At 59.3% G+C, this 20,694-nt stretch carries 20 protein-coding genes and 1 pseudogene; 2 read left to right on the top strand and 19 right to left on the bottom strand.

Annotation, left to right across the window (positions count from 1 at the left end; translation table 11 throughout):
• Window positions 1-32: 32 nt before the first annotated feature.
• From acpP to AC4ANK_RS09230, 6 genes are all read right to left on the bottom strand, one after another.
• Window positions 33-269 carry an acyl carrier protein gene (gene acpP / locus AC4ANK_RS09255; RefSeq protein ID WP_002552692.1) on the bottom strand — a complete coding sequence of 79 codons (237 nt, stop codon included), beginning with the start codon at window positions 267-269 and terminating at the stop codon, window positions 33-35.
• A gap of 191 nt (window positions 270-460) precedes the next feature.
• Complete coding sequence (gene fabG / locus AC4ANK_RS09250) at window positions 461-1,204, bottom strand: 3-oxoacyl-ACP reductase FabG (protein ID WP_002552691.1); 744 nt, start codon at window positions 1,202-1,204, stop codon at window positions 461-463.
• Window positions 1,205-1,219: 15 nt separating this feature from the next.
• Entirely contained in the window at window positions 1,220-2,158 is a 939-nt protein-coding gene (gene fabD / locus AC4ANK_RS09245; RefSeq protein WP_002552690.1) for an ACP S-malonyltransferase, read from the bottom strand.
• Between the two features lie 116 nt (window positions 2,159-2,274).
• The gene (gene plsX / locus AC4ANK_RS09240) at window positions 2,275-3,297 is read right to left on the bottom strand and encodes a phosphate acyltransferase PlsX (RefSeq protein WP_002552689.1); all 1,023 of its coding nucleotides are present in this window, start codon (window positions 3,295-3,297) and stop codon (window positions 2,275-2,277) included.
• A 4-nt stretch (window positions 3,298-3,301) separates the two neighbouring features.
• Window positions 3,302-3,484, bottom strand: coding sequence for a 50S ribosomal protein L32 (rpmF, locus tag AC4ANK_RS09235; protein WP_002552688.1), 183 nt, complete (start codon window positions 3,482-3,484; stop codon window positions 3,302-3,304).
• A gap of 13 nt (window positions 3,485-3,497) precedes the next feature.
• Window positions 3,498-4,025 carry a YceD family protein gene (locus AC4ANK_RS09230; protein WP_460383106.1) on the bottom strand — a complete coding sequence of 176 codons (528 nt, stop codon included), beginning with the start codon at window positions 4,023-4,025 and terminating at the stop codon, window positions 3,498-3,500.
• Window positions 4,026-4,131: 106 nt separating this feature from the next.
• On the opposite strand from AC4ANK_RS09230, the gene AC4ANK_RS09225 reads away from it, so the two are divergent.
• The gene (locus tag AC4ANK_RS09225; protein WP_002552686.1) at window positions 4,132-4,710 is read left to right on the top strand and encodes a Maf family protein; all 579 of its coding nucleotides are present in this window, start codon (window positions 4,132-4,134) and stop codon (window positions 4,708-4,710) included.
• 55 nt (window positions 4,711-4,765) lie between these two features.
• Here the strand turns inward: AC4ANK_RS09225 and sppA are convergent, their stop codons facing one another.
• The 3 genes from sppA to rluC are packed head-to-tail and all read right to left on the bottom strand — an operon-like array spanning window position 4,766 to window position 7,397.
• Window positions 4,766-5,764, bottom strand: a complete 999-nt coding sequence (gene sppA, locus AC4ANK_RS09220; RefSeq protein WP_002552685.1) for a signal peptide peptidase SppA — start codon at window positions 5,762-5,764, stop codon at window positions 4,766-4,768.
• Between the two features lie 24 nt (window positions 5,765-5,788).
• Window positions 5,789-6,451, bottom strand: coding sequence for an HAD-IA family hydrolase (locus tag AC4ANK_RS09215; protein ID WP_002552684.1), 663 nt, complete (start codon window positions 6,449-6,451; stop codon window positions 5,789-5,791).
• Complete coding sequence (gene rluC / locus AC4ANK_RS09210; RefSeq protein ID WP_002552683.1) at window positions 6,441-7,397, bottom strand: 23S rRNA pseudouridine(955/2504/2580) synthase RluC; 957 nt, start codon at window positions 7,395-7,397, stop codon at window positions 6,441-6,443. The genes AC4ANK_RS09215 and rluC overlap by 11 nt, the downstream gene beginning before the upstream one ends.
• 716 nt (window positions 7,398-8,113) lie before the next feature.
• On the opposite strand from rluC, the gene rne reads away from it, so the two are divergent.
• Window positions 8,114-11,470 carry a ribonuclease E gene (gene rne, locus AC4ANK_RS09205; RefSeq protein WP_460414686.1) on the top strand — a complete coding sequence of 1,119 codons (3,357 nt, stop codon included), beginning with the start codon at window positions 8,114-8,116 and terminating at the stop codon, window positions 11,468-11,470.
• Between the two features lie 154 nt (window positions 11,471-11,624).
• Here the strand turns inward: rne and murB are convergent, their stop codons facing one another.
• The 10 genes and pseudogenes from murB to AC4ANK_RS09155 all read right to left on the bottom strand — a co-directional run bounded on the left by murB (window position 11,625) and on the right by AC4ANK_RS09155 (window position 20,692).
• Entirely contained in the window at window positions 11,625-12,644 is a 1,020-nt protein-coding gene (gene murB, locus AC4ANK_RS09200; RefSeq protein WP_002552681.1) for a UDP-N-acetylmuramate dehydrogenase, read from the bottom strand.
• 34 nt (window positions 12,645-12,678) lie between these two features.
• A complete protein-coding gene (gene kdsB / locus AC4ANK_RS09195; RefSeq protein ID WP_002552680.1) occupies window positions 12,679-13,443 on the bottom strand; it encodes a 3-deoxy-manno-octulosonate cytidylyltransferase in 765 nt (254 codons plus the stop codon).
• On the bottom strand, window positions 13,440-13,625 hold the full coding sequence (locus AC4ANK_RS09190) for a Trm112 family protein (RefSeq protein WP_002552679.1): 186 nt from the start codon (window positions 13,623-13,625) through the stop codon (window positions 13,440-13,442). Before AC4ANK_RS09190 ends, kdsB begins: the two co-directional genes overlap by 4 nt.
• Window positions 13,626-13,642: 17 nt before the next feature.
• Window positions 13,643-14,638 (bottom strand): tetraacyldisaccharide 4'-kinase, encoded by a 996-nt coding sequence (gene lpxK / locus AC4ANK_RS09185; RefSeq protein ID WP_002552678.1) that lies wholly within the window; start codon window positions 14,636-14,638, stop codon window positions 13,643-13,645.
• Entirely contained in the window at window positions 14,638-15,069 is a 432-nt protein-coding gene (locus AC4ANK_RS09180) for an ExbD/TolR family protein (RefSeq protein WP_002552677.1), read from the bottom strand. The genes lpxK and AC4ANK_RS09180 overlap by 1 nt, the downstream gene beginning before the upstream one ends.
• Window positions 15,066-15,743, bottom strand: coding sequence for a MotA/TolQ/ExbB proton channel family protein (locus AC4ANK_RS09175; protein WP_002552676.1), 678 nt, complete (start codon window positions 15,741-15,743; stop codon window positions 15,066-15,068). The genes AC4ANK_RS09180 and AC4ANK_RS09175 overlap by 4 nt, the downstream gene beginning before the upstream one ends.
• Window positions 15,744-15,824: 81 nt before the next feature.
• Window positions 15,825-18,031 (bottom strand): annotated as a pseudogene (locus AC4ANK_RS09170) (DNA internalization-related competence protein ComEC/Rec2).
• Between the two features lie 136 nt (window positions 18,032-18,167).
• Window positions 18,168-18,956, bottom strand: coding sequence for an ABC transporter permease (locus AC4ANK_RS09165; RefSeq protein WP_002552673.1), 789 nt, complete (start codon window positions 18,954-18,956; stop codon window positions 18,168-18,170).
• Entirely contained in the window at window positions 18,953-19,885 is a 933-nt protein-coding gene (locus AC4ANK_RS09160) for an ABC transporter ATP-binding protein (RefSeq protein WP_002552672.1), read from the bottom strand. Before AC4ANK_RS09160 ends, AC4ANK_RS09165 begins: the two co-directional genes overlap by 4 nt.
• Window positions 19,886-20,068: 183 nt before the next feature.
• The gene (locus tag AC4ANK_RS09155) at window positions 20,069-20,692 is read right to left on the bottom strand and encodes a glutathione S-transferase (RefSeq protein WP_031594866.1); all 624 of its coding nucleotides are present in this window, start codon (window positions 20,690-20,692) and stop codon (window positions 20,069-20,071) included.
• Window positions 20,693-20,694 lie beyond the last annotated feature (2 nt).

The raw sequence follows: 20,694 nt of genomic DNA, 5'->3' as shown, positions 1-20,694 counted from the left end.
TTTCCCGTGACAGCAGTCAGCGATTACAAATCTTAAGCCTGGTGGCTAGTGACGTAGTCGATTGCTGCTTGAACGGTAGTGATCTTTTCCGCTTCTTCGTCAGGGATTTCGGTCTCGAATTCCTCTTCCAGAGCCATTACCAGCTCGACAGTGTCCAGGGAGTCAGCGCCCAGGTCTTCAACGAAAGAAGCAGTGTTGACAACCTCTTCTGATTTGACGCCAAGTTGCTCTGCAACGATTTTCTTGACGCGCTCTTCGATGGTGCTCATACCTAGTTTTAACTCCTAGTGGAAATGTTCAGGCATCTGGCCAGTGGGTAAGTGTATAGAAGAGGTTTTGCGAATTTCAAGCTTAACGCTCTTCCCTTATGCCCAACCGTACCTTTGCCCATGCATAGATTGCAGCTTTATAACGGATTTTAGACAGCTCGTATGACATTTTTTTGAAACAGGTGGTCACATTAGCTCATGTACATGCCGCCGTTAACAGGGATTGTGGCCCCGGTAACATACCCTGCGCCTTCGGAGGCAAGAAAAGCGACTACATGCGCAATCTCTTCAGCCTGCCCCAGACGGCCCAGGGGTATCTGGGTAATCAGTGACTCACGCTGAGCCTCAGGCAGCTCACGCGTCATATCGGTGTCGATGAAACCGGGCGCAACCGAATTAACGGTTACTGCCCGCGAACCCACTTCACGGGCCAGAGCCCTGCTGAAACCTTCCAGCCCGGCCTTCGCGGAAGCATAGTTTACTTGACCGGCGTTGCCCATGGCACCCACAACCGAACCAATGCTGATAATACGACCCCAACGCGCTTTGGTCATGCCGCGCAAAACACCCTTGGAAAGGCGGAAAAGGCTGTTCAGGTTGGTGTTGACGACGTCATACCATTCGTCATCTTTCATGCGCATCATCAGATTATCACGGGTGATGCCAGCATTATTGACCAGAATCAACGGTGCACCGACACGCTCCTGGATGGTCGACAGGACCGAATTCACGGACTCGGCATCGCAGACATCGAGCATCAGGCCAAAGCCTTCGATGCCGTTTTCCTTGAGCGTCGCACTAATGCGCTCGGCGCCGGACTCAGAGGTCGCGGTGCCCACAACGACAGCACCATTGCGCCCCAATTCCAGGGCGATGGCTTGACCAATACCGCGACTCGCACCGGTGACCAGTGCAACTTTACCTTGAAGGCTCATACAGGCTTCTCCTAATCAGGCCAGTGCCGCGCGCGCGGCGGCAAAGGCGTCCGGGGTATCAAGGTTGTAAGTAATCACGCCTTCGGCGCAACGCTTGTTCAGACCGGCCAGGACTTTGCCCGGCCCACATTCCACAAGCTGGTTCGCACCACGGCTCGCCAGGCATTGAATGGATTCAACCCAGCGAACCGGCTTGTACAACTGTTCCAGCAAGTCACGCTTGAGCGTCGCCAGATCACTGACAGCACTGGCACTGACGTTTTGTACCAGCGCGATTTCCGGCGCCTGCCATTCGATGGCCTCAACAGCCTCGGCGAAACGTTCGGCAGCCGGGCGCATCAGTTCGCAGTGCGATGGCACGCTGACCGGCAACGGCAAGGCGCGCTTGGCACCACGGGCCTTGCACAGCTCCATGGCACGCTTGACGGCCTCGGCGGAACCGGCAATCACCACCTGACCCGGCGAGTTGAAATTCACGGCACTGACGACTTCGCCCTGCGCCGCTTCGGCGCAGGCTGCGATAACGTCGGCATCATCCAGCCCCAGAATGGCGGCCATGCCGCCCTGACCCGCTGGCACCGCTTCCTGCATCAACTGGCCGCGACGCTCGACAAGCTTCACGGCGTCGGCCAGGCTCAGGCTTTGCGCGGCCACCAGTGCGCTGTATTCACCCAGGCTGTGACCGGCGACGAACGCAGGAACCGCACCGCCCTCGGCCAGCCACACATGCCACAAGGCAACGGAAGCGGTGAGAATGGCCGGCTGGGTCTTGTCGGTCTGATTGAGCAGCTCGGCAGGACCGTTCTGAGTCAATGCCCACAGGTCGTAGCCAAGGGCTTCGGAAGCCTGCTCGAAAGTGTCGAGGATCAGCGGATGCTGCGCGCCTTGCTCGGCGAGCATACCGAGCGATTGCGATCCTTGACCCGGAAAGACGAATGCGAGGGATGCAGACATTTGACAAGCCTCTGAATTATTGTCGCCAAAATGGGCGTCCGGACAGGCCGAACGCGGGTATTCAAATTTACATGACTGATCGGTTGGATGACTGACCAGTCTGATGCGTCACATTTTCAGGCTCCGCCGTTCTGGAGAAGCAATTCAAGCCGCCCCTTCAGGCGCTGCGGCAGGTTTTCACGGGATTCAACGATCGCTCGCTGAATCGCACTCTGGAACCCTGAAACACTGGCCGAACCGTGGCTTTTCACCACAACCCCCTGCAACCCGAGCAAGCTCGCGCCATTATGACGAGCAGGTGCCAGATCAGTCTGCAGTCGCTTGAGCAACGGCAACGCCAGCGCTCCGACCGCCCTGCTCAGCAGGTTGCGGTTGAACAGTGTATCGATTCTGGCGGCAATCATGCTCGCCAGCCCCTCGCTCGACTTGAGCAGTACATTGCCGACAAAGCCATCACACACCACAACGTCAGCCTCACCCCGGTACAAACCGTCGCCTTCGATGTAGCCAATGTAGTTGAGCCCCAGGGCTGCCTGCAGAAGACCAGCGGCAAGCTTGACCTGCTGATTGCCCTTGATGTCTTCCGTGCCCACATTAAGCAAGGCAACCCTGGGTTTTGTGACGCCCAGGGTCTCGGCAAGAACAGAGCCCATTACGGCAAACTGATAAAGCGCCTCGGCGCTGCAATCGACGTTCGCACCCAGGTCGAGCAACTGGCAATGGCCAGACCGGGTGGGAATGGCTGCGATCATCGCGGGACGGTCGATACCGGGCAAGGTCTTGAGCACAAACCGCGAAAGCGCCATCAGCGCACCGGTATTACCAGCGCTGACACATGCCTGGGCCTGCCCGCTCGCAACAAGCTCAAGCGCAACGCGCATGGACGAGTCAGGCTTGCCACGCAGGGCCTGGGACGGGCGCTCGTCCATTGCAATGGCTTCACTGGCATTTACGACACGCAGACGCGAGTGATCCACGGCACCGTGACGGGCAATGAGTTCTTCAATCAGGGAGGCTTGGCCGACGAGGACCAGATGAAGCGAGGGCGTAGCTGTCAGGCACGCGAGGCTTGCCTGAACAATGTTGCGGGGACCGAAGTCCCCGCCCATTGCGTCGATCGCTATGATCGGAGCGGACAAGAAATTACTCGTCAGCGCCCTTGTCGATCACTTTACGACCACGGTATACGCCTTCTGGCGATACGTGGTGACGCAGGTGAATTTCACCAGTGGTCTTTTCTACCGACAGAGTGCTTGCCTCAAGGGCGTCGTGCGAACGACGCATGTCACGGGCAGAGCGGGATTTTTTGTTCTGCTGAACAGCCATAATTGATTAACTCCTAAACGTTTGGGTCACGCTTTAACTGCGCCAATACACTGAACGGGTTGGACCGCGTTACCTCGTCCACGCTCGGTTCGGGCTCATCGAGACCCGCCGGTTGCTGGCATTCTTCAGGATGATGAGCAGGCACAATGGGCAAGACGAGCAATAGCTCCTCCTCGATCAATGCCAGCAGATCCAAAGGATCTTCGCCCAGTTCCAGCACGTCATAACCTTTCGGTAACGACTGGGTATTCGCACCCTCCTTCACCACGGCGTAACTGCATTCGCTGTGGATCGGCAGGGTCACCAGCTCAAGACAACGCTGGCAAACCATCTTGACCGGGACGTCTATCGAACTGTGGATAACCACAGAACGGCGTTCGTCACGCTCAAAAACGAATTTCGCCTGCACCGTACCGACAGTGTCGGCAAGCGGGTCGCAGAGTCTCTTCAAATCGCCCAGCAGCACTTCACCCTGAAGGGTAGTGCCGCGATCAGACAATTTGCGCGGGTCAACGTGAGATGGAATCGGGTCATTCAACATAGGCGCAGCATTCTAGGGATGCCCCCTTGGCATGTCAAAGGAAATTCAGGCCTGTTCGTCACTCCGGCCACTCTTTAGAATCGACGCTCAGCCTACGGAGAACCGCATGCCATCCCTGCTCCTTGCCTCCAGCTCTTCATACCGGCGCGAACTGCTCACTCGCCTGCGCCTGCCATTCACCTGCAAGTCCCCGGACATTGATGAAAGTCACCGACCGGACGAAACCGCACACGACCTCGTTCGACGCCTTGCCTTAAAGAAAGCCGAGGCGCTGGCGGGCGAATATCCGCATCACCTGATCATTGGCTCCGATCAGGTTGCCGTCCTAGACGGGCAGATACTCGGCAAGCCACATACCTTCGAGCGCGCACTTGAGCAACTGACGGCTGCCAGTGGCACCAGCGTAACCTTCCTGACCGGACTGGCCCTGCTTAATAGCTCGACAGGCGAGCATCAGGTCGATTGCGTACCCTTTACCGTGCACATGCGCGAACTCGATCAAGCCAGCATCGAACGCTATCTGCATGCAGAGCAACCTTATGACTGCGCCGGCAGCTTCAAGGCTGAAGGGTTGGGGGTTAGCCTGTTTCGCAGCACCGAAGGCAGCGACGCGACCAGCCTGATCGGCCTGCCACTGATACGCCTTGTGGACATGCTAATAAAGGAAGGGGTCAGCGTACCCTGACGCTCAGACAAAGAACCCGGCCATTGGCCGGGTTCTTCATTTCTGCATCAAGCCGTCAGCGCAGGCTTGGACCGTTGAAGCCGACCAGCATGGCAATGCGCTCAGCGATACTGGTGCCCAGCTTTTTCGAAAAGCGGTCGAAAGGCGACTCTTCGACGGTGTATTCAACGATATCCTTTTCCTTGATCACATCCCGCGCGACATAACTGGCGCTGCCAAGACCATCCACCAGACCGAGCGCAACGGCCTGCTCACCGGTCCAGATCAACCCCGAAAACAGCTCGGGATGATCCTTGTCCTTCAGACGATCACCACGACCCTGCTTGACGCTGGCAATGAACTGACGATGCGTTGTGTCCAGCACACCTTGCCAGAACTGCGTCTCATCGGCCTTCTGCGGCTGGAACGGATCAAGGAATGCCTTGTGCTCGCCCGATGTGTAGGTACGACGATCAACGCCGAGCTTGTCCATGGCACCGACAAACCCGAACCCCGCCGCCGTCACACCGATCGAACCCACCAGACTGGCCTTGTCGGCGTAAATCTGGTCAGCGGCACTGGCGATGTAATAAGCACCCGAAGCACCCAGGTCGGTAATGACCGCATACACCTTGATGTCCGGCTTTGCAGCACGCAGACGACGGATTTCGTCATAGACATAGCCCGACTGCACAGGACTGCCGCCCGGGCTGTTGATACGCAGAATCACGCCCTTGGTTTTCTCATCCTCGAACGCCTTCTGCAGCGCCGTGACGATATTCTCGGCACTGGCCGACTCCTTGTCGGCAATCACACCCTGCACATCGATCAGCGCTGTGTGGCTGGAGCGGCGCGATGTACCGCCTTCAAAGTCCAGCATCGGAACGACCACTGCAACGAACAGAAACGCGAACGTCAGCAGCTTGAAGAAAATTCCCCAGCGACGCGCACGACGCTGCTCCTGAACACTGGCCAGCAGCGTCTTTTCCAGAAGTTTCCAGCTTTTTGCTTCTTCCTTGCCATTGACGCCCTCATCCGCGCTTTGCGAGACGGGTGCCTTCCATTCGTCAGACATGTTCCAATCACTCCAACCCTAAAACTAGACGCCGCGCCCATTCAACCAGGTGCGCAGCTCGGAAAAATGCTCAATAGCCAATCGTGGCTGAAACTGGCGCAACGACTCCAGCGACTGAGCACCATAACCCACCGCAACCGAATCCATACCTGCGTTGCGGGCCATCAGCAGATCGAACGACGCATCGCCGATCATCAACGAACGCTGCGGCGCAACATCACAATGCGCCATGATCTCGTTCAACATCAGCGGGTCCGGCTTGCTGGCGGTTTCGTCGGCAGCCCGGGTGGCATCGAAGTAATCTCCCCAGCCATTGGCCTGCAGCACCCGATCCAGCCCACGGCGCGCCTTGCCGGTAGCGACCGCCAGACGATAGCCGTCCTCGCGAAACGCCTGCATCGACTCCAGAACGCCCTCGAACAGCGGCGAAGGCACGTTATCCATGGCCATGTAGCTGTCAGCGTAGCGTTGCCGAAAGTCGATCACCTGACTGTCGCTGATCTGCGGATAAAGGGTTCGAATCGCCTCGGGCAGACCCAGACCGATAATGCCCTTGATCGCCGGATCATCACGAACCTCCAGATCAGTCTCGATAGCCGCGGTACGCATGGCCAGAACAATTCGCCCCACAGAGTCGGCCAGCGTGCCGTCCCAATCGAAAATCAACAGGTCGTAATTACGGCGCACTCAAACGCTCCACTGTCTTGGCCCACATTTCGTCCACAGGCGCCTGCACATTCAGTTTGCTGCCATCGGGCATCGGTACCGTCAGCATATAGGCGTGCAGGAACAGACGCTTGCCGCCCAGATCACGAATCTCGCGACTGAAATTCTCGTCACCGTATTTGGTATCGCCTGCAATGGCGTGCCCCGCATGCAGCGTGTGCACGCGGATCTGGTGCGTGCGCCCGGTCACCGGCTTGGCTTCGACCATGGTGGCAAAGTCACCGAAACGACGCAGTACCTTGAAGATCGTCAGAGCCTCCTTGCCCTCTTCATTCACTTCGACCATGCGCTCGCCGGAGCGCAGATTGCTTTTCATCAGCGGCGCACGCACCTGTTTCTGAGCCGTTGCCCAGTTACCGCGGACGAGCGCCATGTAGCGCTTGTCGACGCCGTCGCCGCGCAGGGCTTCGTGCAGATGACGCAGCATGCTGCGTTTCTTGGCAATCATCAGCAGACCGGACGTGTCGCGATCGAGACGGTGCACCAGTTCGAGCTCCTTGGCATCCGGACGCAACTGACGAAATGCTTCGATTACCCCGAAACTCAGGCCGCTGCCGCCATGCACAGCGATACCCGCAGGCTTGTTGAGCACGATCAGCGCCTTGTCTTCGTAGACAATCGCAGCCTCGAGGCGCTGCAGCAGAGCCTGCGCAACCGGCACCGGCTCGTCGCGCTCAGGCACGCGTACTGGAGGAATGCGCACGATATCGCCTGCCTGCAACTTATACTCCGGCTTGATCCGCCCCTTGTTCACACGCACTTCGCCTTTGCGCAAAATGCGGTAAATCAAGGTTTTGGGCACACCCTTGAGATAAGTGATCAGAAAATTATCGATGCGTTGACCGGCAAGTTCCGGGGCAACCTCAACCAGCTGGACGCCGGGGGTTGGAGGGGCAATATTCGTCATGCCGCAAATGATAACAATTTTTTATGGATTTGAAGCACTTAATGATTGCTGCTATAGTCGCGAACGCCGCCAAAAGCGGCCGGACAGCGGACCAACGGTTGACAACCGGCCCTGACCAACGCAATTCACAAGGACGGGAGGCCGTCCTACGCAGTGTTCGGTGACAACGGAGCACGCTGAAAACGTAACGAGCGCAGGTGACATGAGGCCGGAAACACGCCTGACAGCAGAGCAGACAGCTCGCGGCCAGTGCGGACAGTTCATGGCCAGTTCACAAAGTGCAGTCGCTTCAGACGCTACGAGCGAATGCTTCGGGAACAACGCCTCAAGCCATGATGCGCGACCTTCCCTATCGAAGATCGCGGTAAATGCCAACCCGCTGCGGATTCTGCGCGCGGCAGCACCCGAATTATCAGGGATACGTGTAGGGTGGAGACGCACAACCATCGGACTGTGTAGCACAAGGCTTGTTCTAGACGCTTCATCTCGTCCGCTACCGATGGTCGATTCCTCCTCCTGACAAAGCTTTTGCTGAAAAGGGTGTCTTATGCCACCACAGCAAGCAGGAAACGTCGTCGCGACCCTCCGCCCCCTCTGGGCGAGGACCTCGCTAGACACTGGAGTGTCCAACCACTCCTGACGTGCCCTGACACCGACCGTGAGAAGTCGTGTGTGCCGAACGCCGTTTCCGGCAGCCCGGAAACCGACGGTACTACATGAAAAGAATGCTGATTAACGCAACTCAACCCGAAGAGTTGCGTGTTGCACTGGTAGACGGCCAGCGCCTCTACGACCTGGACATCGAGTCAGGTGCACGCGAGCAGAAGAAGGCCAACATCTATAAAGGCCGAATCACTCGCATTGAACCCAGCCTTGAGGCTGCCTTTGTCGATTTCGGCTCTGAGCGCCACGGCTTTCTGCCCCTCAAGGAAATCTCCCGCGAGTACTTCAAGAAAGCCCCTGAAGGCCGCGTCAACATCAAGGACGTCCTGAGCGAAGGCCAGGAAGTCATCGTTCAGGTCGAGAAAGAAGAGCGTGGCAACAAGGGCGCAGCCCTGACCACCTTCATCAGCCTTGCAGGCCGCTATCTGGTCCTGATGCCGAACAACCCTCGCGCCGGTGGCATCTCGCGCCGTATCGAAGGCGAAGAGCGCAACGAACTGCGTGAAGCCCTCAACGGCCTGATCGCTCCAGCCGACATGGGTCTGATCGTTCGTACTGCCGGCCTGGGCCGCAGCAGCGAAGAAATGCAGTGGGACCTCGATTACCTGCTGCAACTGTGGACCGCCATCAAGGAAGCGTCCCTGGACCGTTCGGCCCCTTTCCTGATCTATCAGGAAAGCAACGTCATCATCCGTGCCATCCGTGACTACCTGCGTCAGGATATCGGCGAAGTCCTGATCGACAGCGTCGAAGCCCAGGAAGAAGCCCTGACCTTCATCCGCCAGGTGATGCCGCAGTACGCCAGCAAGATCAAACTGTACGAAGACAGCGTTCCACTGTTCAACCGCTTCCAGATCGAAAGCCAGATCGAAACCGCCTTCCAGCGCGTGGTCGAACTGCCTTCCGGCGGCTCCATCGTCATCGATCCGACCGAAGCCCTGGTGTCCATCGACATCAACTCGGCGCGCGCCACCAAAGGCAGCGACATCGAAGAAACCGCCCTGCAGACCAACCTTGAAGCGGCTGAGGAAATCGCCCGTCAATTGCGTCTGCGCGACATCGGCGGCCTGATCGTGATCGACTTCATCGACATGACACCGGCCAAGAACCAGCGCGCGGTGGAAGAAAAAGTCCGCGAAAGCCTGGAAGCCGACCGCGCCCGCGTGCAGATCGGTCGCATTTCGCGCTTCGGTCTGCTGGAAATGTCCCGTCAGCGCCTGCGTCCATCGCTGGGCGAAAGCAGCGGCATCGTCTGCCCTCGCTGCAACGGCACCGGCATCATCCGTGATGTTGAATCGCTGTCGCTGGCCATCCTGCGCCTGATCGAAGAAGAAGCCCTGAAAGACCGCACTGCCGAAGTGCGCGCTCAGGTGCCGATTCCGGTCGCGGCTTTCCTGCTCAACGAAAAACGCAATTCGATCACCAAGATCGAGCTGCGCACCCGTGCGCGCATCATCATCCTGCCGAACGACCAGCTGGAAACCCCGCACTTCGAAGTTCAGCGTCTGCGTGATGACAGCCCGGAAGCACACAACAGCCAGACCAGCTACGAAATCGCCGCGGCTGCAGCCGAAGTGGAAGAAATCGCCCCGCTGGCTGCCGCAACCCGCACTCTTGTTCGCCAGGAAGCAGCCGTCAAGACTGCACCTGCTCGTGCCAATGCGCCGGTTCCGGTAGAAGCCGTTGCGCCTGCCCCAACGCCTGCACCGGTCGCTCACGAGCCAAGCCTGTTCAAGGGCCTGGTGAAATCCCTGGTCAGCCTGTTTGCGACCAAGGAAGAGCCTGCCGCTCCGGTAGTGGTTGAAAAACCTGCTGCCGAACAGCGTCCGGCCCGTAACGAGGAGCGCCGCAACGGTCGCCAACAGAGCCGTGGCCGCAACAACCGTCGTGACGAAGAGCGCAAGCCTCGTGAAGAACGCGCCCCCCGTGAAGAACGTGCCGAACGCGCGCCGCGCGAAGAGCGCGCCCCACGTGAGGAGCGTGCACCTCGTGAAGAACGCGCACCTCGTGAAGAGCGTACCGTTCGCGAACCGCGTGAAGCCCGCGAGGATTCAACACCACGTGAAGAGCGTCCAGCCCGTACTTCCCGCGAGCGCAAGCCACGTGAAGCACGCGAAGATCGTCCGGTCCGCGAACTGCGCGAGCCTCTGGATGCAGCCCCTGCCGTAAACCTTGCTCGTGAAGAGCGTCCTGAACGCGCACCGCGCGAAGAACGCCAGCCGCGCGCACCTCGCGAAGAACGTCAACCACGCGCCGAACAGGCCGCGGCTGCCGTGAGCGAAGAGGAAGTGCTGCTCAACGAAGAGCAGATCAATGACGAGAACCAGGAAGGCAACGACGGTAGCGAAGGCGACCGCCCTCGCCGCCGCTCCCGCGGTCAGCGTCGTCGCAGCAACCGTCGTGAGCGTCAACGTGATGCCAATGGCAACGTGATCGAAGGCTCTGAAGAAAACGGTTCCGAAGAAAACGGTTCCGAAGAAAACGGCTCGGCAGAAAATACTGAAGAAGGCAGCAGTGCCACCGATCTGTCGGCTGGCCTGGGATTCACCGCAGCAGCTGCGGCTGGCGGCGTGATCAGCGCCACAGCAGAAGCCGATGCACACCAGCAGGCCGAGCGGGCCAACAGCACTGCTGTAGACGCTCCAGCCGTAGAGCCCGCGCAGCAAGCGCCTGTTGCCGAAGCAACTGCTGCCAAGGCACCGGAAGCTGACGCACCGGCAATTGAAGCATCCACTCCAGAAACTCCGGTAGCAGCAGAACCGGTCGTTGAAGTGCCTGCCGTTGAAGCGCCGGTTGCGGATAATGCGCCAGTCGCCAAACCGGCTCCGGAAGTAGAGGTTCAACCTGCTGCGGTCGAAGCACCTGCCATTGCCGCGCAGACCGAGCTGTTCGAAGCGCCGCATGCAGAGCGCGTCGTGCCGTTCACACCAACGCCAGAGCCAGCGCCACAAGCGCCGGTCGAAGCAGCGGCCCATGAAGAAGTGCCAGCCACTGAATCGTCCGAACTGCCAACGCCTGCTACTCCTGCTGCCGAGCCTGTCGTCGTGAAGGAGGAGCCTGCTCCTTACGTCGCGCCTCAGGCCATCGAGGAAGCAGCGCCTGCACCTGCAGAGCAACAACCTGTGGTCGTGGAAACACCGGCAGCACCGGTCAGCAGCACCGGCCGTGCACCGAACGATCCTCGTGAAGTTCGTCGTCGCAAGCGTGAAGAAGAAGCACGCCGTCAGCAGGAAGCCGCTGCTGCCAGCACTCCAGTCATCGCCGAAGCAGCACCTGTTGCCGCTGAAGCAGAATCGGTCCAGCCTTCTCAGGCTATCGAGGAAAAGACTGAAGAAGCGGCGACTGAGCAACCAGCAGTCAAACCGCAACATGAAGCCGAGAAAGAAAACGAGCCTAAACCACTCGTTTAACTCCGGCTCATGAAAAAGCCCCGCCTGTGCAGACAGGCGGGGCTTTTTCATGTCCGCTGATTGAGGACTGCACTGCGCTCATCTTCAATACACAGCGCTTGATCTAATCCCTTCGCGAGCAAGCTCGCTCCCACAAGAGACCATCCCCAGGCTATCAGTAGAGGTTCGGCTCCATCTCCAGCTCAACGCCAAAACGCTCGACGATGTCACTCTGGATGCGGCGCGCCAGGCTCAATAGCTGCAAGCCACTGGCCTGCCCGTAATTGACCAGTACCAGTGACTGGAGCTTATGCACGCCAGCGTCGCCGTCACGATAGCCCTTCCAGCCAGCCTGTTCGATCAACCACCCCGCTGCCAGCTTCACCCGGCCATCGACCTGCGGATAGCCCACGACGCCCGGATGCCCGCTTTTAAGCGTTGCGTACAGTTCAGCAGAAACCACCGGGTTCTTGAAAAAGCTGCCCGCATTGCCAAGTACCGCCGGATCGGGCAGTTTTTCACTGCGAATTGCGCAGATTGCCCGACTGACATCAAAAGGCGTCGGTTTATCGATACCCAATTCGTCGAGACGCTGACGAACCGGACCATATTCAAGGTGCAGATTGGCTACGCGGCTGAGCTTGAAGCGCACCCGCAGGATCAACCAGCGCGCGACCTGATGCTTGAACACGCTGTCGCGGTAGCCGAACGCACAGTCCTCCAGGGAAAACTCGCGCAATTCACCCGTTTCACGATCCAGCGCAGTCAGGCTATGGAATATATCCTTGATCTCGACGCCATAAGCACCGATGTTCTGCATGGGTGCCGCCCCAACGGTGCCTGGAATCAGACTGAGGTTTTCCAGCCCCGCCAGCCCCAGTTCCAGACAGGACTGCACGAACGGATGCCAGGGCTCGCCAGCCTCTGCCTCGACAATCGACTCGAGACAGTCCTCATGCACGATGCGAATGCCGCGACTGGCCATGCGCAGCACCAATGACTGCACGTCACCGCTGAGCAGCAGGTTACTGCCACCGCCAATAACCAGCAGCGGTACATCGTGCTCGACCGAATACGCCAGCGCCTCGCGAACATCGTCATCGCTATGCGCTTCGGCAAACAAGCGGGCCTGAACATCCACGCCAAAGGTGTTGAAAGGTTTGAGGGAAATCGCGGACTGCACCTGCAAGGTCATACTCTCGCCTTCCCGAACCACTGGACGAAGCGCATCAACCCTCCAGCAAGCGCCTTACGCGCTCCAGGTCTTCAGGCGTATCGACGCCACCGGGTGGCGCTTCAAGCGCGTCGGCAACGTGAATTCGCACGCCATTCCACAACGCACGCAGTTGCTCCAGGCTTTCGGTGTTTTCCAGCCAGCACGGACCCCAGCTAACGAAGTCATGAAGAAAGCCCGCACGATAGGCGTAAATACCGATATGACGACGATAAGGCACGCCAGCGGGCAACTCGTCCCTGTTTGCGGTCAGCGCGTCACGCGCCCAAGGCAATGGGGCACGGCTGAACGTCAGCGCCAGGCCGTTGATGTCTGTTGCGACCTTGACGATGTTCGGATTGAACAACGCGACCACATCGTCGATAGGCTCGGCCAGCGTAGACATGCCGGCTTCGGGGTGAGCCGCCAGGTTGGACGCCACCTGATCGATCACCGCAGGCGGGATCATCGGCTCGTCGCCTTGCACATTGACGACAATCGCATCAGCAGCCAGCCCCAGTTGCGCAGCCACCTCGGCCAGACGATCGGTGCCGGAATTGTGATCCTCGCGGGTCAGCAGCACTTCTGCACCAAAAGCCTGACAAGCCTCGACGATGCGCGCATCGTCGGTAGCAATCACCACACGCTCGGCGCTGCTTTTGCACGCCTGCTCCCAGACAAGCTGAACCATGGGCTTGCCTGCAATGGTTTTCAGTGGCTTGCCGGGAAAACGGCTGGAGCCGTAACGCGCAGGAATGACAACGGTGAACGCTGCTGTCATTTTTCCAGCCGCTCATCGGTGCTCAAGGTGCGTGCTTCGCTTTCGAGCATCACAGGGATGCCGTCGCGTACCGGGTAGGCAAGGCCTGCCCCTTTGCTGATCAGCTCGGTCTTGTCGGCGCTGAGCTTCAATGGTCCCTTGCAGACAGGGCAAGCGAGGATATCGAGTAGTTTGGTGTCCATAGGAGATCCTGAAGCAATCATGGAGAGAGACGTAGCAGTTGCTCATCGAACCAGTCGACAAAAGCATCGGACGGTACTGCATCCACTGCCAGATACCACCAGTCATCGGCTGCAAAGGCACGACATTTCACCGCATCCTTCTCGGTCATGACCAAGGGCAATGCCGGTGTGAATGTCAGCGCCTGGGCACTGTAGACCGCATGGTCGGCGAACGCGTGAGCCACCGGCCGCCAGTGTAATCCTTCGAGGGTATTGAAGAAACGTTGAGGATTGCCGATTCCGGCGACCGCATGCAGCGCCTGCCCGGCCGGGAAATAATCCACCGGCTGGCGTTCGCCACTGCGCAGATTGATAAGGGCTGACGGTTTGAGCATAAATGCGTAGCCATCGTCACGATCAGCCATCGCGCCGTTGTAAAGCAAAGCGTCGACACTGCCTAGGCGCTCAACCGGCTCGCGCAATGGCCCGGCAGGCAGACAACGACGGTTGCCCAGCCCGCGGGCGGCATCGATCAGCACCAGCTCCAGATCGCGAGCCAGACGATAATGTTGCAGGCCATCGTCGGAAAGAATCAGATCCAGAGGCTCGGCAGCGAGCAGGGCCTGCACGGCGCGACTGCGATCCGGATCGATCATCAGCGGCACGCCACTGCGTTTGACGATGAGCAACGGCTCATCGCCCGCCTCGCTGGCACTCTGGTCGGCCTTGACGCGCCAGGGCAGGCTGGGAGGTTTGGCACCGTAACCGCGACTGACCACACCAACGCGCAGGCCACGACGACGGCAGTGCTCGATCATCCATAGAATCAGTGGCGTCTTGCCAGTGCCGCCGATGGTGATATTACCCACCACAATAACCGGCACCGGAGCGCGGTAGATAGTGCCCTCACCCGCCAGAAAACGCGCGCGCTTGCCCTCTACGACGCGCCGATAAAGGCCTTCGAGCGGACGCAAAAGCGCCAGCGCAGGGTGGCCCTTGTACCAGGCATCGAGCAAACGGTCGGTAAATGCCATCAGTTAGCCGGTGTGGCCTCGACAGTGGTCATGCGCAAATGGCTGAAACCCAGTTTACCCGCCGCATCCATGGCCGTAATCACCGATTGGTGAGGGGTCTTGCCGTCGGCACTGATCGACAACGGCAGGCTGGTATCGCCCGCCGACTCGCGTTGCAGCGCTTCGATCAGGGTTGCCAGGTCGTTCTTGGGCAACAGTTGGTTGTTCAGCGAGAAGATCCCGTCGGCGTTGATGGCGATGTCGAGATGCTTCGCGCTGGCGTCCACCTCCGGCGTACCGGTGACCGCCTGTGGCAGATCCACCCGCAGTTGGGTTTCACGGGTGAAAGTGGTCGTCACGATGAAAAACAGCAGCAGGATGAACACCACATCAATCAGAGAGACCAGATTGATGTCGATGTTTTCCCGGGGTCTGCGACGGCGAAATTTCACTTCTTCTTGCCCCCGCCCGCTCTGGCCAGCGACTTGAGATCGATTTTGGCGTCGATCAGATCGACATCGCGGTCGCCCTGCACCACTTCAACCAGACGAATGGCCTGCTGCTCCATGCCGACCACCAGTTCATCGACGCGACTTTGCAGAAAGCGATGAAAGAAGATTGCCGGAATAGCCACGATAAGGCCCGACGCGGTACAGATCAGCGCCTTGGAGATACCACCGGCGAGTACACCGGCATTGGCCGTGGCCCCCGAACTGTTGAACGAGCCGAAAATATCGATCATGCCCAGCACCGTACCCAGCAAGCCAAGCAGCGGTGCCATGGCGGCAATCGAACCCAGCGCGCTCAGGTAGCGCTCCAGTTCATGGATAACCCGGGCGGCGGCTTCTTCGATGCATTCCTTCATGATCTCGCGACCGTGCCTGGAATTGGCCAGACCTGCGGCGAGAATTTCACCCAGAGGCGAGTCGGCGCGCAGTTGCTTGAGCTTTTCGCCGTCGAGCTTCTTTTCCTGAATCCACTGCCAGACCTGTCCGAGCAGATGCGGCGGCGTGATACGGCTGGCACGCAGCGTCCACAGACGCTCGATGATAATGCCGGCAGCGGCGATGGAGCTCAAAATAATCGGCAGCATCATCCAGCCGCCAGATTTGACCAGTTCCCACACAGTGATCACTCCCTCGAAAAATTGGCGCCACTCTATCATAGGGTCGTCAAGTGCCGAACGCCGAGATCGATATCCATTCACTCAGTCACGCCAGAAACGCCGTTGCGCGCGCTCTGCCTGCGGCGTGCCGAACGTCCCCAGCCGCAGACTGACAGTGCCCAGCTCAGCGCTGTCATAACTGGCCATACCCAGCCATCGATAACGCGCCATGACCAACGGATGCGGGTGGCCGAAGGCGTTGTTACGGCCACGGGAGATCAGCACGCCAACCGCTCCGACGGCCTGAAGAAATACTTTGGATGACGAGGTCCGGCTGCCGTGATGCGGGGACTGCAACCAATGGGCACGAAGGTCGAAACCGCTGGCGATTGCCGCACGTTCCGCGTCGGCGTCTATATCACCCGTCAGCAGCAGACGCTCGCCCCCTGCGTCGACACTCAACATGCAGGATGCCGGATTGCCATCAGGGCCCTGCTCCCAGCGCCAGGTGGAGAACATCACCCCATCCCACTCCCAGCGCGCATCGCTCTCACACAAGCGCGCGTCGAGTTGCGGCGCGAGCCTGGCCAGCTCACCGCCCAGTACACGGTCAACCGGAAATGCCTGATGAACCGCCGCTGCGCCCCCGGCATGATCGGCATCGGCGTGACTGATCAACATCAGGTCCAGATGACGCACACCGGCCTTGCGCATGGCGGGCACGACCACACGCTGACCGATATCGAACTCGCCGAAACGTGGACCTGCGTCGTACAAGAGCGTGTGATTTCGAGTGCGCAGGAGAATGGCCAGGCCCTGCCCCACGTCCAGCTGCAATACTTCTACCTGGCCTGCTGGCACTGAGTCGAGCGGCGGAAAAGCGCACAACAACAGCAATGGCCAACCCAGCAGACGCATCGGCACGCCTTTGGGCAGTAATAAAATGAAGGCCCCGAGCAGACTAAGCAGCCACGCCCAGCCTGGCATTGCACTGGGCAACCAGGCGGGCAAGACTGCGGCAACCCAGCCGAGAAACATAAACAGCCACTCCAGCGCCCCTCCGGCCAGCCAGAGCAAGCCTTCGCCCACACCAGAGACCGGCAGCAGCAGTGTTCCAAGCAACGCAGGCGGCAGGACGATCAAGCTGACCCAGGGCACAGCCAGCAAATTGGCAAACGGCCCGCTGAGGCTGATCGGCAGGTTCAGCGCCAGCAGAATAGGCAGCAAGCCAATTGCGATCAGCCACTGCGCACGCGTCCAGCTTTGCCACCAATTCCAGGCACCGAGACGTCCACTGAAAATCAGCACCAGAATGCCAACCGCCGCGAAAGACAGCCAGAACCCCGGCTGCAGTGTCACCAGCGGCTCGAAAATCAGCACCGCGTTGAATGCGGCCAGACAACGCCCAGGTGCCGAAAGCGCAAACGCCACAGCAGCACCATCGCGACCATCACACAGGCACGCCGTACCGGCACCTCGAAACCGGCCAGCAGCCCGTAACCCAGCGCAGCGATGAACGCCAGCGCACAGGCCCAAGGCAGCCAGGGTAAAGCCCGTGGCCACAGCCCCCAGCGTGCAAGGCCTGCGACCAGCGCGTAAATCACCCCGGCCAGCAAACCGATATGCTGGCCGGAAATCACCAGCAGATGCACCGTGCCGGTGTCCTGCAGCACCTGCCAATCGGTGCTCGACAATCCGGAGCCATCGCCCAGCACCAGCGCCGCCAAGCCGCCCTCTCTGCCCTGCGCATCGACCGCCAGCAAGCGCTGACGAATAAGGTCGCGCCACGCCCCGCGCGCAGGTGTCAGCAGTTGACCATCCACCACCGTACCGGTGGCACCGATGCGCTGCGCCAACAGCCAGGCTTCGTAATCAAAAGCATCAGGATTGACCAGCCCGGCCGGCCGCTTGAGTTTGACCGCCATGCGCCAGCGCTCACCGCTGTTGACCTGCGGACCGCCGTACCACGCCACCCGGATGCGTGCAGGCAATATCGCCCTGCGCGACCTTGCCCCTTCCAGTTCGAAACGCACCACGCCCTCGGCGACACTGGGCAAACCGACTACCTTGCCTTGCAGCCACAGCGTCTGACCGTCCAGACGATGAACCAGACGGTCATTCAACGCCCACTGCGCAGAAACACACGCCCAGGTAAAACCGAGCAGGAACAGCGCCAGTGGATAGGTGCGAAACGGTAGCAGCATCAACGCCAGTATCGGTATCAGCAGCAACAGCCAGGTCGGCGGCAAAGCAGGCAGCAAGCGTAAGGCCACAAGCCCCGACGCGAGCGCGATCATCCCTGTGCGCATGGTGATTCCTTGAAGCGGAAAGCTTCAAGGATCAGCGCAATATGGAAATGTCGGAAGTGATGGTGTGTTGCAAAACCTGAACAGCCGGTCTCGGCAGACAGCCGACCCGCCAGGCTGGCGGGTCGCAAAGCATGTGTTACTGACGCATACCGCGCCCGCTCACCAGCAACCGTGCGCAGCCGAAGTACAGCACAAACGTTGCCACGATCATGAACGCCAGGGCGATGCTGATCTTTATGTCGGAGACGCCCAGAATGCCGTAGCGGAAGGCATTGACCATGTGCAGGACTGGGTTGGCCAGCGATACGGTCTGCCAGAACGGCGGCAACAGGTTGATCGAGTAGAACACGCCACCCAGATAGGTCAGCGGGGTCAGGACGAAAGTCGGGATGATCGAGATATCGTCGAAGTTGCGCGCGAACACTGCGTTGATGAAGCCCAGCAGCGAGAAGATGGTGGCGGTCAACACCACCACAAGGATGGTTACGCCCAGGTGATGCACTTGCAGGTCGGTGAAAAACATCGACAGCATGGTGACAATGAAACCCACCATCAGCCCGCGCAACACGCCGCCCAGGGTGTAGCCAATCAGAATGGTGTGCGGGGAAACCGGCGAGACCATCAGTTCTTCGATGGAGTGCTGAAATTTGGCACCAAAGAAGCTGGATACCACGTTGCCGTAGGAGTTGGTGATCACCGACATCATGATCAGCCCCGGCACGATGTACTGCATGTAGGTAAAGCCGCCCATGTCGCCAATCTGGCGGCCGATCAGGTTACCGAAGATCACGAAATACAGAACCATGGTGATCGCAGGCGGCAGCAGGGTCTGCGGCCAGATCCGCATGAAGCGATGGACCTCGCGGTAAACGATGGTCTTCAGGGCAATCAGGTTGGGGCGCAACTCGCCGCTCTGCACAGTCATAGCGCCACCTTCGCAAGGTTTTTTTCCACCAGGGACACAAACAACTCCTCAAGGCGATTGGATTTATTGCGCAGGCTCAAGACTTCGATGTTCTGGAAAGCGAGCTGGCTAAACAGCGCGGTGATGCCGACATTCTTGTCGACCTGAACTTCCAGGGTGTGGCTGTCGAGCAAACGGCAAGGGAAACCGGGCAGCTGCGGCGCGGTCTGCCAGGACGCCTTCAGATCCAGCACGAAGGTTTCGACAGTCAGGGTGCTGAGCAATTGCTTCATGCCGGTGTTCTGCACGATCACCCCGTGGTCGATAATGCCGATGTTGCGGCACAGCTGCTCGGCCTCTTCCAGGTAGTGCGTGGTGAGGATGATGGTGATGCCTTTTTGATTCAGTTCGGTCAGGAACGTCCACATCGAACGGCGCAACTCGATGTCCACACCAGCAGTGGGCTCATCGAGGATCAGCAGACGCGGCTCATGAATCAGCGCACGGGCGATCATCAAGCGCCGTTTCATACCGCCTGACAGCGACCGCGAAGGCACGTCGCGCTTGTCCCACAGGCCCAGTTGAGTCAGGTACTGCTCGGCGCGCTCCTTGGCGATCTTTGCCGGGATGCCGTAGTAACCCGCCTGGGTGACGACGATGTCGAAGGTCTTCTCGAACTGGTTGAAGTTGAACTCCTGCGGCACCACGCCAATGGAACGCTTGAGCGCAGCGGGCTCGCGATCCAGATCGTGACCGAAGATGTTCACCGTTCCGCTGGTCTTGTTGACCAGCGTCGAGATGATACCGATGGTGGTGGACTTGCCTGCGCCATTAGGGCCAAGCAAAGCGAAGAAATCACCCTCGGCCACGTCCAGATCAATGCCACTCAAGGCCTGGAAACCGTTGCCGTAGGTTTTGGTTAGCTGCCGAATGGACAGAGCGGAAGACATATCGGAAAGAGTACTCATCAGGAAAAAGGAATGAAGCTGACCGGGAACACACGCCTGTCATGACGACCCAGGCGTGCAATGGTGCTCGGCTGGGTCATTCAAGTACAGACACATCTGTTAATAGTAAATATCAAGAGCCGAACATGAGCCCGATCAACTGTTTTAAATGCTCAGACTGCATGCTCAGGTCAGCGGACTCATGACGGCCTTGCGATACGCCGGACGCGTCTTGAGGCGTGCATACCAGGCTTGGAGGTGGGGCAGCGGCGGACGTTCAATCGGCATTTCGAACCAGCCGTAAGCGAAGCACCCCAGGGGAATGTCGCCCATGCCAAAAGCTTCGCCGGACAGGTAAGGCTGGCGAGACAGGGCCTCATCGGCGACCAGCAACAGACTGTGCAGGGTCTTGATGCCTTGCTCGATGGCCGGCCAGTCCTGTTTCTCGGGCGGGGTGCGTACCACGCCCCAGAATACCGGGCTGAACGGGGCCGCGATGGTCGAGGAGGTCCAGTCCATCCACTTGTCTGCGTTGGCGCGGGCCTGAAGGTCAGCGGGGTATAAGTCCGAGTCCGGGGCATGGCGGGCGGCCAGATAGCGTACGATCGCGTTCGACTCCCAAAGCACGAAGTCGCCGTCCTCAATCATGGGAATCCGGCCATTGGGGTTTTTCGCGCGGTAAGCTGCTTCATTGACCAGCCCGAATGCCCCACCGGCGTCCTGCGTCTCGTAGGGCACGCCCACTTCTTCGGCAATCCAGAGTGCCTTGCGCACATTGCTGGAATTCTTCCGTCCCCATATCTTGAGCATTG

It is taken from the genome of Pseudomonas sp. Pmew2, from assembly GCF_058129885.1.
The sequence above is the reverse complement of the archived record's forward strand: the minus strand, read 5'-3'. Positions and strand labels throughout refer to the sequence as shown.

What these genes read in the sequence shown, in the direction of transcription:
- acpP (WP_002552692.1), bottom strand. Translation starts at nt 269, where the DNA reads ATGAGCACCATCGAAGAGCGCGTCAAGAAAATCGTTGCAGAGCAACTT.
- fabG (WP_002552691.1), bottom strand. Translation starts at nt 1,204, where the DNA reads ATGAGCCTTCAAGGTAAAGTTGCACTGGTCACCGGTGCGAGTCGCGGT.
- fabD (WP_002552690.1), bottom strand. Translation starts at nt 2,158, where the DNA reads ATGTCTGCATCCCTCGCATTCGTCTTTCCGGGTCAAGGATCGCAATCG.
- rpmF (WP_002552688.1), bottom strand. Translation starts at nt 3,484, where the DNA reads ATGGCTGTTCAGCAGAACAAAAAATCCCGCTCTGCCCGTGACATGCGT.
- AC4ANK_RS09230 (WP_460383106.1), bottom strand. Translation starts at nt 4,025, where the DNA reads ATGTTGAATGACCCGATTCCATCTCACGTTGACCCGCGCAAATTGTCT.
- AC4ANK_RS09225 (WP_002552686.1), top strand. Translation starts at nt 4,132, where the DNA reads ATGCCATCCCTGCTCCTTGCCTCCAGCTCTTCATACCGGCGCGAACTG.
- sppA (WP_002552685.1), bottom strand. Translation starts at nt 5,764, where the DNA reads ATGTCTGACGAATGGAAGGCACCCGTCTCGCAAAGCGCGGATGAGGGC.
- rluC (WP_002552683.1), bottom strand. Translation starts at nt 7,397, where the DNA reads ATGACGAATATTGCCCCTCCAACCCCCGGCGTCCAGCTGGTTGAGGTT.
- rne (WP_460414686.1), top strand. Translation starts at nt 8,114, where the DNA reads ATGAAAAGAATGCTGATTAACGCAACTCAACCCGAAGAGTTGCGTGTT.
- murB (WP_002552681.1), bottom strand. Translation starts at nt 12,644, where the DNA reads ATGACCTTGCAGGTGCAGTCCGCGATTTCCCTCAAACCTTTCAACACC.
- kdsB (WP_002552680.1), bottom strand. Translation starts at nt 13,443, where the DNA reads ATGACAGCAGCGTTCACCGTTGTCATTCCTGCGCGTTACGGCTCCAGC.
- AC4ANK_RS09190 (WP_002552679.1), bottom strand. Translation starts at nt 13,625, where the DNA reads ATGGACACCAAACTACTCGATATCCTCGCTTGCCCTGTCTGCAAGGGA.
- lpxK (WP_002552678.1), bottom strand. Translation starts at nt 14,638, where the DNA reads ATGGCATTTACCGACCGTTTGCTCGATGCCTGGTACAAGGGCCACCCT.
- AC4ANK_RS09165 (WP_002552673.1), bottom strand. Translation starts at nt 18,956, where the DNA reads ATGACTGTGCAGAGCGGCGAGTTGCGCCCCAACCTGATTGCCCTGAAG.
- AC4ANK_RS09160 (WP_002552672.1), bottom strand. Translation starts at nt 19,885, where the DNA reads ATGTCTTCCGCTCTGTCCATTCGGCAGCTAACCAAAACCTACGGCAAC.
- AC4ANK_RS09155 (WP_031594866.1), bottom strand. Translation starts at nt 20,692, where the DNA reads ATGCTCAAGATATGGGGACGGAAGAATTCCAGCAATGTGCGCAAGGCA.